Origin of the sequence: Fulvivirga maritima, assembly GCF_021389955.1 — a bacterium.
Taxonomy (GTDB): domain Bacteria; phylum Bacteroidota; class Bacteroidia; order Cytophagales; family Cyclobacteriaceae; genus Fulvivirga; species Fulvivirga maritima.
Genome location: NZ_CP089980.1, coordinates 5890228 through 5906510, shown reverse-complemented (window position 1 = coordinate 5906510; position 16283 = coordinate 5890228). Strand labels below are relative to the sequence as shown.

Annotated in this window: 5 protein-coding genes; 4 read left to right on the top strand and 1 reads right to left on the bottom strand. The window is 39.0% G+C overall.

The features are described 5' to 3' along the window. Nucleotides 1-6: 6 nt before the first annotated feature. Nucleotides 7-1635: a CTP synthase gene (gene pyrG, locus LVD15_RS24645; RefSeq protein WP_233777849.1), complete on the bottom strand. Its 1629-nt coding sequence runs from the start codon at nt 1633-1635 to the stop codon at nt 7-9. Between the two features lie 292 nt (nt 1636-1927). Between pyrG and LVD15_RS24640 the strand changes: the two genes are divergently transcribed. The 4 genes from LVD15_RS24640 to LVD15_RS24625 all read left to right on the top strand — a co-directional run bounded on the left by LVD15_RS24640 (nt 1928) and on the right by LVD15_RS24625 (nt 16260). Next, nucleotides 1928-12895, top strand: a complete 10968-nt coding sequence (locus tag LVD15_RS24640; RefSeq protein ID WP_233777848.1) for a PKD-like domain-containing protein — start codon at nt 1928-1930, stop codon at nt 12893-12895. A gap of 18 nt (nt 12896-12913) precedes the next feature. Continuing rightward, nucleotides 12914-13960: a PorP/SprF family type IX secretion system membrane protein gene (locus tag LVD15_RS24635; protein WP_233777847.1), complete on the top strand. Its 1047-nt coding sequence runs from the start codon at nt 12914-12916 to the stop codon at nt 13958-13960. Between the two features lie 116 nt (nt 13961-14076). Then, nucleotides 14077-15489: a CCA tRNA nucleotidyltransferase gene (locus tag LVD15_RS24630; RefSeq protein ID WP_233777846.1), complete on the top strand. Its 1413-nt coding sequence runs from the start codon at nt 14077-14079 to the stop codon at nt 15487-15489. A 42-nt stretch (nt 15490-15531) separates the two neighbouring features. Further along, nucleotides 15532-16260: a tetratricopeptide repeat protein gene (locus LVD15_RS24625; RefSeq protein ID WP_233777845.1), complete on the top strand. Its 729-nt coding sequence runs from the start codon at nt 15532-15534 to the stop codon at nt 16258-16260. The last annotated feature ends 23 nt before the right edge of the window (nt 16261-16283 follow it).

Below are 16283 nucleotides of genomic sequence, written 5' to 3'. Positions count from 1 at the left end.
TTAGAATTAATTTTTTGAACTTTTTGCTTTTTTATGCTCTAACGCAGCAGCTACAAACTTAACAAATAATGGGTGAGGATTAAGTACTGTACTCTTTAATTCAGGATGATACTGTACTCCAACGAACCATTGGTGGTCTTTTAACTCTACTACCTCTACCAATCCTGTGTCTGGATTAATGCCTGTAGCTTGTAATCCGGCTTTCTCTATTTGCTCTAGGTATTTATTGTTAAACTCATATCTATGACGATGACGCTCAGAGATTTTTGTTTTTCCATATACCATACTTGCCTTACTGCCTTTTCTGAGATCGCAAGGATAAGCACCTAATCTCATAGTACCGCCCATATCTACAACTTTCTTTTGTTCTTCCATTAAGTCGATAACAGGGTGTTTGGTGCTTTCATTAAGCTCAGTAGAAGATGCTCCTTCTAGTTTAAGCACGTTTCTGGCAAACTCAATTACAGCGCACTGCATACCTAAGCATATGCCGAAGAAAGGGATATTATTCTCTCTCAGATACTTTACAGTTTCTATTTTACCTTCCATACCACGCTCTCCAAAACCAGGAGCTACCAGTACGCCATCTAATTTAGAAAGTACTTCATCACCATTTTCAGAAGTAATGGTTTCAGAAGAAATATATTGTAAATCTATACGGCATTCGTTTTGAGCTCCAGCATGAACAAAAGCTTCTACTATAGATTTGTAGGCATCAGGTAACTCTACATATTTACCTACCAAACCTATTTTTACCTCATCAGTTGGGTTTTTTAGTTTACCTAAAAATTCCTTCCACATATCGAGGTTAGGCTCAGTTTTATTAGGCATTTTTAATTTGGTGAGCACACGCTCAGCCAATTTTTCTTTGCGCATATGCAATGGCACATCATAAATAGTTTCTGCATCTTGAGATTCGATAACAGAATTAATATGTACGTTGCAAAACAGAGCCAGTTTCTTTCTTATCTCTACTGGTATTCTTCTCTCTGAGCGGCAAACTAAAATGTCAGGCTGAATACCCGCCTCGAGTAGTTGCTTTACAGAGTGCTGAGTAGGCTTGGTTTTTAATTCTTTAGCTGCACTTAAATAGGGGATAAGCGTAAGGTGTATTACCAGGAAGTTATTAGTACCAACATCCCATTTTACCTGACGTACTGCCTCTATAAATGGCAGGGACTCAATATCACCTACACAACCGCCAATTTCTGTGATTACAAAATCATAATCACCGCTTTCACCTAAAAGATAGATATTTCTTTTAATCTCATCAGTAATGTGAGGTACTACCTGTACAGTCTTGCCAAGGTATTCACCTTTTCTTTCTTTGGTGATGACGTTATTATAAATACGACCAGTAGTAATGTTATTAGCTTGTGACGTAGGAGTATTTAAAAATCTTTCATAATGGCCAAGGTCAAGATCAGTTTCGGCACCATCGTCAGTAACGTAGCACTCTCCATGTTCATATGGATTTAACGTTCCTGGATCAATATTAATGTATGGATCAAATTTTTGAATAGTTACTTTGAAGCCTCGGGCTTGCAGCAACTTTCCTAGTGAAGCTGAAATGATTCCTTTTCCTAAAGAAGATGTTACCCCACCGGTAACGAAAATGTACTTTGCTGTGGCCATAAGTTGGGTTAAAAATTTCAATAAAACTTATGGGATACAAAGGTATAGTAATAAGGTGAATTAGATACTAATACAAAATAAAATTTAATGTAAAAGTTACGCATAACCTCCGAAACGTATGTATAGGTAAATGCATTTAGTCTCACTATTTATAGGCCTTATAGCAATATTTTAATGTGTGATTAAAATAAACCTCGTAATAATTAATGACGAGGAGCATATGATATTTAAATAAAGTTTATCTAATTTGAGCCCAAACTTACAATAACGTAATACTTTGATGTTTATTCCTTTGAAACGCAGAAATTTTTTTGGCTTTAATATACTTCTGTTATTCTTTTTATTTATTGGTTCTATAACAGCTTTTGGTCAGAGTGCTAACTGTGCACAGAATGCTAATTTTGGGGTACTTACTTCTACCAGTTTGAACTGTGGTGGAGATGAAGTAACCAGAACCGTTGTAGCATCCAGTTCCAGTTGGTCAAACTCTGATGTAATTCAGGTTAATGTTAACTGGGAAGACGGAACCACAGAAACTTTGAACCTTACTTACATAGATGTAGTAGGAGAATGGAGGGTGCAGATGCAGCACACTTATCAGGATAATGGACCAACATGTAGCTACGAAGCATCAGCTCAACTAGTGATTAATGGAGCAGCATGTACCGGGGCTGATTTAAATCAGGATTTCTTGGTTATCGTTTATGATGAGTTGGATAACCCGAATGTTGGCCAGCAAATTTTAAATCATGATGAATCGTCAGCTGGTAATGAAGTAGGAGATGAAATTCATGTCTGTGAAGGGGAAACTAGCCCTATCAGAGCAAGAGATGAAAGTGAATTTAACTGTACTCAACCTGAATTAGTTGATGCTTCAACAGGTACAGACGCCCGTAACAGAGAAGAGAGATGGGTGCAATATGTTTATGGAACCAGCTCAAGTATTACTGGTAACGTAACTATTGGAGGACAAGAAGTTACTTCTTTGCCTTATTACGGTCCGGTTGTTTTTATAGGAGATAATACTCCAGATCCCAGTAACGAGCTTACTTTAGATATCCAATTGCCAGAAACAGCAGAATCTGGTGAGACATTTATTGTAGAGCTCAGAAGTTGGAACGTTTGTAACCCTTATGATAACAATACTTCAGACGGGTATTTGAATCCTGTAGGTGGTTCTTTTAATCCTACAGTAGACTCTCATTTTGGAAGTTTTCCTAATGGAAGTGATGCTCCTGTTACCATAACCAAGACTATAAGAGTGGTAGATAAACCTTTACCACTTATTCCTGTTGATAAAGTGATTTGTGAAGGAGAAACGGTTCCTAATTTTGAGGTAACTGTTCCTCAGCCTAGTATGTATATTAACTGGTTTGACGATGACCCGCGAACAGGTGGTAATTACATTACTAACTACTGGAATAACTCTAATACCTTACCCCCTAACTTATATCCCGGAGGTATAAACACTCATTCACCTGGTGTTTACAGTGTATGGGTAACTTATAATGCAGCAGCAGGATTACAGTGTGAAAGTGATCCTGTAGAAGTAACCATCGAAATAAAAGAGGATCTGGATCAGCCAGGCATAATTTCTCCCGATGACCCTGTTTGTAGAGATGATCAGGATGTGGTATTTAGTGTGCCTGATCCTCCTGGTACCGGAGTTAAGTACGTTTGGTCTGTAAGTGGTACAGGTATAAGTATTGATGGGTCTAATGAAGGAAATTCTGTAACAGTAGATTTTAACGTTCCCGGAACCTTCACTTCTACCACTAGAGAAATATCTGTAGTGAGACAATATATAACCGATCCTGCTTGTGAATCGGATCCAAGAACTTTAGAGATTCCAATTTCTGGAGGCCCTACTGCTTCTGTTTCAGGTGGTGGTGCGGTTTGTGCCGGCCTTCCTGCTGATGATATCGTCTTTACTTTTAGTAGTGATTTCCCTGCTGACTTTGATTTTATTATAGAAATATATGAAAATGGTTCTTCAACTCCTACTTCATATATAACTGAAAGCAACTACACCAGTACTACATATATTATTCCTGATCCTGCACCAAGCGTAGAGACTGAGTACAGGTTGGTAATGTTATCTGATGCTGCTGGTTGTGATGAAACATTAAATATATCAAATACCATAACTATAGGAGGTACACCACCTACAGTTGATGAAGTAAGATTAATTGGCGGTCCTGTTTGTGATGATGGTGCCGGTACATCAACTGCTTATATAGAAATTGAAGTAGCTGACAATTCGGTTAAAAACTATGAAATTCAATATAGAATTGATGGTGGATCTATAATAAGAGTAACGCTTAGTTCAAATGCTAGTGGTGTAGTTAGGCTAGTGCCTGATTTTATTAATGAATTGGGAGGAATAACTGGTAGTTACGTTTATGAAATACTTTCAATTAAAGAAGCTTCTTCTGGATGTATCACTGATGTAAACGAAAGTGAAACCATAGTTATTAACCCACGACCTGATGAGGCTACTGGAGGGGAAGATGTGATAGCTTGTCAGACAGATATTTTTAGTACAAGTATCCAGGTGGATGCTCCAGGGACAGGTTTAACTATAGACTGGTATGCTGGAGATAATCCTAGCACCAGTATCTTGTTAAGTGGAAATAATGTGTTTACCCCAGGATCAGCCGGAACTTATTATGCTGAAGTAAGGGATATTACTACTGGTTGTGTGAGTGAAGACAGAGTACCCGTAACACTAATTATGGATGTTCTTCCTTCTACAGCTGATGCAGGAACTGCTCCAGCACCATTCTGTGAAACCTTCTATGATTTATCAGCCACGGTACCTACATCAGGTACTGGTGTATGGACTTACCCAGGAATGCTTTATTCTCAAGGCTTTGCTGGAGAGCCAAACGGAGCTACTTCAGGTAATGGCACTTTCGGATGGAGTACCCAGGCAGATCAGAGCCAGTTGGTAGACGCTGATGATTACTTTGAAGTACGTAATGGAAGGCTGGAAGCCAGGGATACCGATGAAGAAGCCGTGTGGACTTCAAGCCCAATAGATATTTCAGGAGTTAGTGAAATGGATTTTGAAATAGCACTGGCTCAGTCTGGTGCTATGGAAGCTACCGGATCAGGAAGAGATTATGTAGGGGTATATTACCAAATAGATGGAGGTGCTGAAGTGCTTATTGGTGGTGAGCAGTCAGGTAATTTCGGGAGTGTAAATATTTCTGAAACTATTCCTGGTGGAGGTTCTTCATTGGTTATTGTAGTAAGATTAAGAACTAATGCTGATGATGAAATTATCAGTTTTGACGATATTAAGCTGATATCAAACGATAACACTGTTGTAATTGATGGTGCATATGATCCTGCAGCCACTGTTTCAGGATTGCCAGTGGGTACTACCACATTAACGTGGACCGTGAGCAGCGAATATGGTGTTTGTGCACCAAGTGTTGCTACTATTGATCTTGAAAGATTACCTCCACCAAGCGTTACGGACCCTGAGCCTGAAGTTTGTGAAGGAGTTTCCGGATCAGGAACAGCTGAAGTAGATCTTACAGCTTATATAGATGACATAGTAGGAGCTTCCGTTTCATCTGAAAGACAGGTAGATTTTTATGAAGATGACGCGCTAACCGCGGCTATTGGAGATCCTACTGCTTATGAAGTAAGTGATGGTCAGGTATTATATGTTAATGTAGAGAATACGGTTACAGGTTGTACTAATGATGACACTATGACTTTTGCTGTGGTTGGTTTACCTGCTGCTAATGACTTTACTGCTGAGCTTTGTGAAGATGTGCTTGATGATGGTATAGTAGATGGAGTAGATCTTACAGCTTATGAAGAAGACATAATCTCACCGGCTGATCCTTCTGATAGAGTAGTTTCTTGGTTTACAGATGCTAGTATAGATCCTGTATATGCCGTTTCTAACCCTTCTAGTGTAGATGGTATTCAGGATGGAGATACGTTTTATGCTTTGGTAGATAATAGTGCTGCAGGATGTTCTGACATTGCTGAGCTTTCTATCATAGTGCACCCTCAACCTAGAGAGAATCCTATTCAAGTGTCAGGAAGTACACCTGCTGCTATAACTCTTTGTGTTAACGATACGGAGCCAGTGTTTTTTCAGGTGAGTGGTTCTTTAAATCCTAACTCCACTTACCAGTGGACTTTACCAGGATCTGGTGAATTTGTAGTAGAAAGTGGAACAACATTAGATAACTTCTTTCTTCCATTAACTTTCCCTACCGCTGTTCCTGCGCCAGGTTTACCAATTAGCATAGTGGAAACAACTGCTAATGGTTGTGAAGGTGAACCTAATGTAATTATGGTTACTGTGGTGGATATACCTGATAAACCAGTAATTCTAGGTGATGATGAAGTTTGTGAAGAAGATGAAAATATAACTTATAGTATTAGTAGCCCTAATGTTGGCTCTCAATATATATGGAATGTTCCAGGTGCATTTGGGTCTATTGTTAGTGGTCAAAATACTAATGAAATAATTGTAAACATTGGTAGCCAACCCGGAAATTATCAGATAACAGTTCAGGAAATAAGCTCTAATGCTTGTGAAAGCCCTGAAGCTGATCCGTTTGATGTAACTGTTTACGAACAGCCTACTATGACTTCAGGTAATAGTGCTGGTCTTTGTAGTGGCATGTCTGTAGATAGTGAATTAGTATTTACTTCTGATTTACCAACTGCAACTTTTGAATGGCAAGTGATTTCTAAATCAGGGCCAGTAGGCGGTACAGCTGTAGGAAATACAGGAACAGGAAATATTACTGATGTTTTAACTAATGGATCTACATCAGTAGGACAGGTGACTTATGAAGTGACACCGGTAGGGCCGACTCCGGGTATATGCCCTGGGCCAAGTCAGTTTATCTTTGTTTCGGTGGAGCCGGAGCCCGCATTAAATGTTGCTGGAGCTGGAGCTGTTTGTAATGGCGATAACATTAGTTTGCAAATTACAACTCCTACATCACCGACTGACGCAAGTGACCTTTCTTATGATTACAGAACAGAAAGCTCTGATGATGCTAACACCGGAGGAACAGCTTATATATCTGCAACAGACAGACCTTATAATACTACACTTAATGGTACTTTGATTAATAACAGTGATGAGGATATTACAGTAACCTTTTTCTTTACTCCTAAATTCGATGGATGTACTTCCGGTGATGAAGTAGAAAAGACTGTAATAGTGGAGCCTTCTCCTAAAATTACGATGGTTAATAATAACCCTAGAATTTGTAATGGAGACGCCATAGATATAGATATATCAAGTCCTACTGAGCCAAGTGTGCCTGGTGATTTATTCTTCAATTATAATACAATTTCTTCAGATCTATCAGTAACCGGAGGTTCTGCATTTGTAGGATCATCAGCGGGTAGAAATTTTCCTGCTACTTTAAATGGAACGCTCACTAACAGTGGAGATCATTATATTACTGTTGATTTTGAAGCACAAGCTCATTTAGACGGTTGTGGACAATCTACTGTTTCTACGGAATCAGTAATAGTAGAACCCACACCAAAAGCAGTGTTGAATAATCATGCTCAAAATATCTGTAGTGGAGAAGATATTGATATTGAAGTTACTTCACCTACTACAGTTAGCCCTGGAAGTGTTTTAACTTATAATTATAGTGCAGTAAGTTCCAACGGTGCTGTTACCCATGGTGATGCTATGGTAGGAGGAAGTGATTTATCTTTTGGAACTACCTTAGATGGAGATATAGTAAACAACGGAAATAGTAGTATTACGGTAACCTTTACAATTACTCCGTATGTAAATGGATGTGCAACTGGTACTAGTGTAACTACTGCAGTAGTGGTGGAGCCTGCTCCGGTAGCATTACTTAATAATAACAGTGAAACGATATGTAGTGGAGGATCTGTGAATATTAATGTTTCTTCAACTACTAATATTAATGACCCTTCTAAACTAAGTTATAGTTATGTAGTAAATGCTCCGACAGGAATTAGTGGTACTGGATTAACCGGTGGCAGTGGTAATTTCCCTGGAAATATTTCAGGAACATTGACAAACAGTACAGATGCGGCTTTAGATGTTACTTATGTAGTTACTCCGCATGTAGATGGTTGCCCATCAGGTTTTGATGTTACCGAAACCGTAACCGTAGAGCCTGTACCAGCAGCAAATCCTCAGGAAACCACTCTTATTGTTTGTAATGATGAGTACTTTGAGGTAGATGTGCTGAGTCCTACTCAACCGACAGAAATTAATGACCTTACTTATAGCTACGTGGTTACAAGCAATAATGAAGCGTTTACCAGTGGTTCTGGGAATATAGATAGAAATGGACTTATATTCGGAGTAGATAAGATAGAAGGAGAGTTGCATAACAGTAGTGATAATGTAATTACTGTTACTTACACCATTACTCCTATGTTAAGTGGTTGTGCAGCAGGTCCACCTAGATATGTAACTATACAAGTAGAACCGAGTCCTAGACTAACGTTAACCAATAACAGACCAGCTATTTGTGATGGAGGCCAAATGAGTATATCAGTAGCATTACAAAGTACAGGTACTGATGATACAAAATATTCGTATTCATATACTGCAAGCAGTTCTAATCTAGGTGTTTCTGGAGCAGGTATGACTTCTGGTAGTGGTGCTTTCCCCGCAAGTGATATTACCGGAGATCTTGTAAATACTTCAGATGAAGCTGCTACAGTTGTTTATGAGTTTACACCTCTTTATGCGGGTTGCGAAGATGGTGATCCTCAATATGTTAATGTTATAGTAGAGCCAACTCCTTCGGTTGAGTTTGATAATAATGCTCCGGATATATGCTCTGGTGGAGCTGTAGATATTGATGTCTATAGCAATACCTTGCCAACAGATGGAAATGGGTTAACATTCAATTATACAGTAAGTGCTGATGGACCAATAGAAGGTTCTGCTTCTTCAGGTGCTTCAGGGCGAAGTCAGCCTTTTAACATTAATGGTACCTTAACTAATCCTGGAAATGCACCAGTAACCGTAACTTATTTGATTACACCACAATTAAGTGGTTGTAGTAATGGAACTGCGGTACCTGTACAGGTGGTAGTTGAGCCTGTTCCAAGAGCAGAGATTGAGAACCGTAATCCTGTTTTATGTAATGATGACGAAGTGGAAATTGAAGTAAATACGCCAATTACTTCAAGTGAGGATTTAACTTTTGATGTAGCAACATCCTCTTCACCGGCAGGGGCTATTTCAGGAGCAGGTTATACCTTCTCTGGTACTGACCTTCCTTTTGGAACGGTTATAGGAGGTGAACTGCATAATAATAGTAACGAAGTGGTTACGGTTACTTATACGATTACTCCTAAGTTAGATGGGTGTACTTCAGGAAATGCTCAAACAACTACCGTAGTGGTAGATCCTACACCACAAGTAGTAGTAGTGAATAACGGTAGTTCCTGGGTTTGTAGTGGAGGAAATGTGAATATTGGCATTAGTTCACCTACTACACCTAATATTCCGGGTAATTTTACGCTTTCTTATACGGTAAGCAGTACTAATGATGCAGCAATGAGTGGTTCTGCCTGGACTAATGCTGGCGGTAGAGGCTTCCCATACTCAATAGGAGGCTCTTTGATTAATAATAGCAATGAAGTAGTTACTGTTACTTATGATATTACAGCCACTTTGGCAGGGTGTGACATAGCAACAGACCAGATTAGCATAGATGTACAACCAGATCCTGTGTTAAACCCTGTGCTAAATGCTACACCTATAATATGTACTAGTGATGAAATATCGCTTACTTTAAGTACTCCTACGCTTACAAGAACTTTAGGGGATTTATCTTTTGATTATACAGTAATAAGCTCTGATCCTTCAGTAACAGGAGGTTCCGCATGGAATAATGGTGTTGGACGAACCAATTTAGGGATAAATCCAAATAATGATTATGAACTTGATGGAAGGTTAACCAACAGTAGTTCTTCTTACATTACTGTTACCTATACGTTTACACCTAGAGTGAATGGATGTACAGCAGGAGATCCTGTTGAAGCTCGCGTGCAGGTAGAGCCTACACCACAGCTTTCTTATAATATGGTTCATCCATTACCCGGAGACCCCATATGTACGGGAGAGTTTATAGATTTTGAAGTATTCAATGAAATAAGTCCGGCGAATAGAGCAAGCATGACTTTTGACTTGGTAGTGAGCAACTCCAATGGGCCTAGTGCTATTTCTGGTTCTGCATATACCGATCAAACAGATCTTCCTTACCCTAGCAGGATATATGGTGATTTGATTAATAATACCAACGTGCCTACTACAATTTATTTTGATCTATATCCTAAGCTACATGGCTGCGTTGGCCCTAGAACAAGGATTGAGGTGAATATTGAAGGTAGGCCAATAGCTAATTCATTTACGATAGATGAATGTTCTGATGTACCGGTTAATCAATTGAAAACTGTAGATCTTACTGAATATAATGATCAAGTAAGTGCTGGCTCTGGGTTTACAATCTCATGGTATAGAGATGTATTCATGAACTCAGCAGTGCCAGATGAGACCTCGTATACCGCAATTGATGGGATACAACTATATGCTAGGGTAGAAAATGATGTTACGGGTTGTTATAATGTTGGAACGATAACTTTCCAAATTAACCCTCAACCGGAAGTAGCAGCTACAGTAACTTATTATGATGGTGTTTATGGAGTAAGCTGTTTAGGTGCTTCCGATGGTGAAATTCAAGCTAGTTCTGCCAATGTAGTAGGTACACCAACTTTTGAATTATTAGATGAAAATCAAATCAGCTTAGGAGTTTATAATCAAGATGGACATTTTGAGGGGTTACCAGCTGGACAATATTATATAGCAGTTTATAATCAGAATACCTCAGATTGTCGAGGTGTAACCTTAGCTCCAGCAATATTGCCAGCTCCATTTGAATTAACAGGAGGTTTTGTATATGCTCAGCCAGGAGGTATTTGTGCCGGAGAATCACCAGCTATATTTACGGAAATGTCAGCTCCATATGGAGGTACCACAGGTGGAAATGGATATTTATATCAATGGCAATACTCTGATGACGGGGTTACATATTCTAACATTTCAGGGGCTACTAGTGCTACCTATCAACATGGGGTGATTTCTGATCCAGGTACTTATTACTTCTTAAGACAAGTGAGTACACCTAATGGTTGTGGCCCTGTTTATTCTAATGGTGGTGTCCCTATAGAAGTGGTCGTGAATACAATTCCAGGTGGAGACATTGCTTTCTCGGATGGTCCAGGTAATCCTGATATAACTTCTATTTGTGAAGGCTCGCCATTTTTAGTGAATTTTAATTTCTTTAATGGAGTAAATCAAAATTTGTTTGAGGCTCCTTATACATTTGTGTACCAAGACCCTGAAGGAACTAGTCATACTCAGTTAGCTACTAATACTGCTACAGTTTATATTAACGAGGCAGATCCTTTATTACATGAAGGTGATTGGACCTTACTTACTGTTACTGACAGAAATGGTTGTACGAGTTCTCCTAATGCAGTAGCAACTATAGATGTGGTAGAAATAAATGCTGATTTTACAATTCTAGAGTCTTCACCACAGTGTGGTCCTGCTACTTATACTTTTGAGTTTGATCAGTTGAGTGGGGTGACTTACACATTTGATTGGCAGGATGGTACTCCTGATGAAGTGATTGCGGCTACTACTGATGAAGCGGGTAGAACGGTAACTCATCTATTCCAAAACGGATCTACCAGTTCCAGCTTTACTTATAATGTTACATTGACGGCTGAAGGTCCTCAGTGTTCTAATTACACACAACAAGCGGTAGTAGTAGATCCTGGTGTAATTGCTACGGTATTACCTCGTAATCCTATTGTTTGTAGTGGAGAAGTAATAGAGTTCACTAACTCATCAAGGGGGGCAACGGCTCAAACCTGGAAGCTAATAGATCCAGACACTGGTTCTGAATTGCTTACCTCAACAGATGTAGTTCCTTCAAACTGGAGTGTGATTAATTCAACAGGACCAAATCCTAAAACATATACCGTAGACTATACTGGAGAAAATACTAACACCGGATGTAGTACTACTTCAAGTTTTAGTGTTCAGGTTTATAAAGAAGTAGTTGCAGACTTTGATTATGATGTAGATGGTATATTCATGGCAGGATCTATTGGAGTTGATTTCTGGGCATTAGATCCAATAGATGCAAGCGAATTTTCTTATAGCTGGAACTTTGGTAACGGCGAAACAAGGGATGATGCGGATCCAACAGCTATAGAAGAAGTTACTTATTATCAGCCTGCTAATAAAACAGTAAGGTTGAGAGTAGAAAATGAAGCTTCTTCTGGTATTTGTTTTGATGAAGCACTTAAGGTTATTCCAATAGGTATAGAGCCAGTGGTGCCAGATTTCGACATATCTACTACTATGACTTGTACGGGATCTGAATTAATAATTACTAACAATACTACAGGAGGAGCGAACCACTTTGAATGGTCAATTTTCGATGATGATAATCATGAAGTGTATAGCAGGTCTGATGAAGTTACGCCGGGTCAAGTCGATCCATCTGCTGACTTTACTTTGAAAATAAGTGAGGCGGGTGTATATAACGTAAGGCTTATTGCAACCAATACCTATAATAATGAATCAGAAACAATAGTAAAATCAGGTTTACTGGAAATATTCGCAGCTCCAAATGCTAACTTTGATTACAGACCGGATGAAGTGTTTGTGCCAGATCAGCCGGTAATTACCTTTAACTACACAGAAGGAGCTAATCAATATTATTGGGATTTTGGTGATGGTAGCATCTCTCAAGAGTTTGAGCCTCAGCATAATTATCAGTATGAAGGAGAGTTTGATATCACTTTAACTGCTTATGCTGATTATGGAAATGGAACTATCTGTGAAGATCAAATAACCAGGTCAATTACCGCTACTGATGGTGGATATACCAGAGTGCCTAATGCCTTTACTCCTAATACTTCAGGGCCGTCAGGAGATGGTAGAATCATTAGTGAGGTGGATAATGATATCTTCTTACCTATCACTAGAGGTGTAGAAGAGTTCGAAATGCTCATTTTTGACAGGTGGGGTAACCTCATATTTGAGAGTCAAGACCAAACTGTAGGCTGGGACGGCTATGATGTAAATGATCAGTTGATGCCAGCAGGAGTATATGTATTTAAATTGACGTTGCGCTTATCAAATGGCGAACGCACTACAAGAATAGGAGACGTAACACTAATCAGGTAAATTTTTAAGAGCTAGCTTATGTATCGATTTTTAATAATAGCTTTAGTTGTGTTAGTGAGTGCTGCAGGTCCGGTGAGAGCTCAGGATCCTCAGTTTTCACAGTATTATTCGGCACCGTTATACTTAAACCCGGGGTTTACGGGTATTACGCAGGAGCACAGGGTCACTTTTAACCACAGGTTGCAGTGGCCTAACTTGCCACAAGCGTTTGCCACTTATTCGGCTTCTTATGATGTTTTTGTAGATGAGCTGAGGAGTGGTTTTGGAATTATGGCCTCTACTGATAAAATGGGGTCTGCAGGTTGGAGAACATCTTACGTGGGGCTTTTATATTCCTATAAAGTGAGGCTTAGTGAAAACTGGGTGTTTTCACCAGGACTTTACTTTGCCTATGGAAGTAACGGACTAGATCGCTCTAAGCTTCTGCTTAGAGATGGTCTTGAATATGATGGTCAATCAATAGATCCTGAAGTGAATAGATTAGGAAATCAAAACTATTTTGACTTTTCAGCCGGTATGGTACTTTATAACCGTAGCTTGTGGTTAGGTGTGTCTTCATACCATATGAATGAGCCGAATATGTCTGTTCTGGGTAATGAGAGTAGGTTGCCTATGAAAGTGAATATACATGGAGGTATGAAGCTTCCTTTATATTCCGGCCCGAGAAAATTGGCCAGAGTATCATATATTACTCCTTCTTTCGTCTATAAATTTCAAGGATCGCAGTTTCAGCAATTAGATGTTGGCTTGCAGTACCATATAGACCCTATAGCCGTTGGAGTATGGTATAGAGGTATTCCGATTCAAGATGATGTAGATAATGAAGGAGAGACCTTGCAAATGGTTCAGAAAGATGCATTAGTATTAGTGATGAGCTTTATGCTTAAGAATCTTCAGATCGGTTATAGCTATGACTTTACCGTTTCACGCTTAGAAACCACTACAGGCGGATCTCACGAGATATCACTGGTTTATGAGTTTTCTAATGATAAGAGAAAGAAAAAGAAAGCTATGAAGCTGATACCTTGTCCTTCATTTAATAGCAAAGAAGGTTTCTGGAATTAGAGATTTAAAAACAGATTGTAATATCACAGAGGCGACTTTTTAATTTAAATACTAACTTTGTCGCTTAACCAAATAAGGAATAAAAAGTCATGTTTCAATAATATGACTCATGTGATATGGATTATACAGATCAGCTGGAGAAAAAGCCTGTTTTTCAAATAGTAAAGCAAGCCGCAGATGAACTAGGAGTAGAAGCTTATGTAATAGGAGGGTATGTGCGAGATTTATTGCTCAAACGCCCTTCTAAAGACATAGATTTCGTGTGTGTGGGTAGCGGCATTGAGTTAGCTAAGAAAGTAGCTGAAAAGTTAGATAATTCACATCTTTCGGTATTTAAAAATTTTGGCACAGCTCAGGTAAAGGCAGGAGACTGGGAATATGAGTTTGTAGGAGCAAGAAAAGAATCTTACAGAAGAGACAGTCGTAAGCCTATCGTGGAAGATGGTTCTTTGGAAGATGATCAGAACCGAAGAGATTTTACAATTAATGCGCTGGCTATAGGCTTGTCATCTCCAATTTATGGTAAAATGCTTGATCCTTTTGGAGGGCAGAAAGACCTGAAAAGAAAGATGATCAAAACACCTTTGGATCCTGATATCACTTTTTCAGATGATCCTTTGCGTATGCTGCGAGCCATTCGGTTTGCCTCACAATTAACCTTTGACATTGCTCCTGATACTTTTGATGGTATAGTAAGAAATGCTGAAAGGATAAATATAGTTTCTAAGGAGCGGATTAGTGATGAACTCAATAAAATCATCCTGTCTAAGGTTCCATCATACGGGTTTAAACTCTTATTTCACGCTGGCCTTTTACAACATATCTTTCCTCAGATGATGGATCTTCATGGGGTAGATGTAATAGATGGGAAGTCACATAAAGACAACTTCTACCATACGCTTCAGGTACTGGATAATACTGCTCAGCAATCTGATGATTTGTGGCTACGGTGGGCAGCTATTCTGCATGATATAGCTAAGCCTGCTACTAAGCGGTTTCATAAAAAAGTGGGCTGGACCTTCCATGGTCATGAAGATAAAGGAGCTCGCATGGTGCCTAAGATTTTCAGACAGCTAAAATTGCCTTTGAATGATAAGATGCAGTACGTGCAAAAGTTAGTAAAGCTTCATTTAAGGCCTATTGCGCTGGTTAAAGATGATATTACAGACACAGCAGTTCGCAGGCTACTTTTTGAAGCAGGAGATGATATTGAAGATTTAATGACCCTGTGCCGGGCTGATGTGACCTCTAAAAATGATAGCAAGGTGAAGCGGTACCTGGCTAACTTTAAGAAAGTGGAAGAAAAAATGCTGGAGGTGGAAGAGAAAGATAGAATCAGAAACTTTCAACCTCCTATCAGTGGTGAGGAAATAATGACCTTATTCAAAATTAAGCCAGGAAGAGTGATAGGGGAGATAAAGGAAGAGATAAAAGAAGCCATACTTGAAGGACAAATTGCTAACAATAAAGACGAAGCATGGAGCTATATGCTTGATATTGCGGCTAAGAAAGGGCTTTCAACTGAATAATTTCATTACATTTGTTGGTCTTAACTACAAAACCGAACAAAAATGAAAGCTCTGAGAAGAACTATTATACTTGCTTTTTCCTTATTTGTAACGCTTACCACGTTTGCGCAAGATGATCAGCAACCGGCAGAAAGGAAAGCACCTTCAGCTGGTCAGGTTTTTTCTGGTCACTATGCTAGAGTGTACGGTATGGCTATGAGGTACAATGATTACTCTATGGCTAAAAATGCACTTTACAACTTATATGTAGAAAATCCTCAAAACGATTCAATACTATATTCACTATCAGCTTTGTATTTGCAAACAGGTCAATATGCATCTGCTGCTATAAGCTCTCAGGATATTCTGCAAATGAGACCTAAGCATACTGGGGCTATGGAGATATTAGCCGTTAGCTATGAAAATTTAGGAGTGAAAGATAAGGCTTTAGATACTTATGAGTCTTTGTATTTAGAGTCCGATGATTTTGAAACTTTATATAAAATTGCTTTCCTTCAATTTGATTTGAAAAGATATAAAGAAAGTACTACCAACGCCGATATATTGTTAGGAGAGGCTCAAGCCGATTCTCTAACCGTGGTTTACGAAGATGCTAATCAAAAGCAAAAGGAATACCCTATAAAGGTGGCTATTCATAATTTGAAAGGATTAATAGCGCAGGCTCAAGGTAATATATCTGCCGCTAAAAAGGAGTTTGAAGCTGCTTTGAAGATTGCACCAGACTTTATACTGGCCAAGCAAAACATGGAAGCACTAGAGGCGAAGAAATAATTATTTCATACCTTAAAAGGTAA

Excerpts from the sequence above, each read along its gene's own strand:
- pyrG (WP_233777849.1), bottom strand. The coding sequence starts at position 1,635 with ATGGCCACAGCAAAGTACATTTTCGTTACCGGTGGGGTAACATCTTCT.
- LVD15_RS24635 (WP_233777847.1), top strand. The coding sequence starts at position 12,914 with ATGTATCGATTTTTAATAATAGCTTTAGTTGTGTTAGTGAGTGCTGCA.
- LVD15_RS24625 (WP_233777845.1), top strand. The coding sequence starts at position 15,532 with ATGAAAGCTCTGAGAAGAACTATTATACTTGCTTTTTCCTTATTTGTA.
- LVD15_RS24630 (WP_233777846.1), top strand. The coding sequence starts at position 14,077 with ATGGATTATACAGATCAGCTGGAGAAAAAGCCTGTTTTTCAAATAGTA.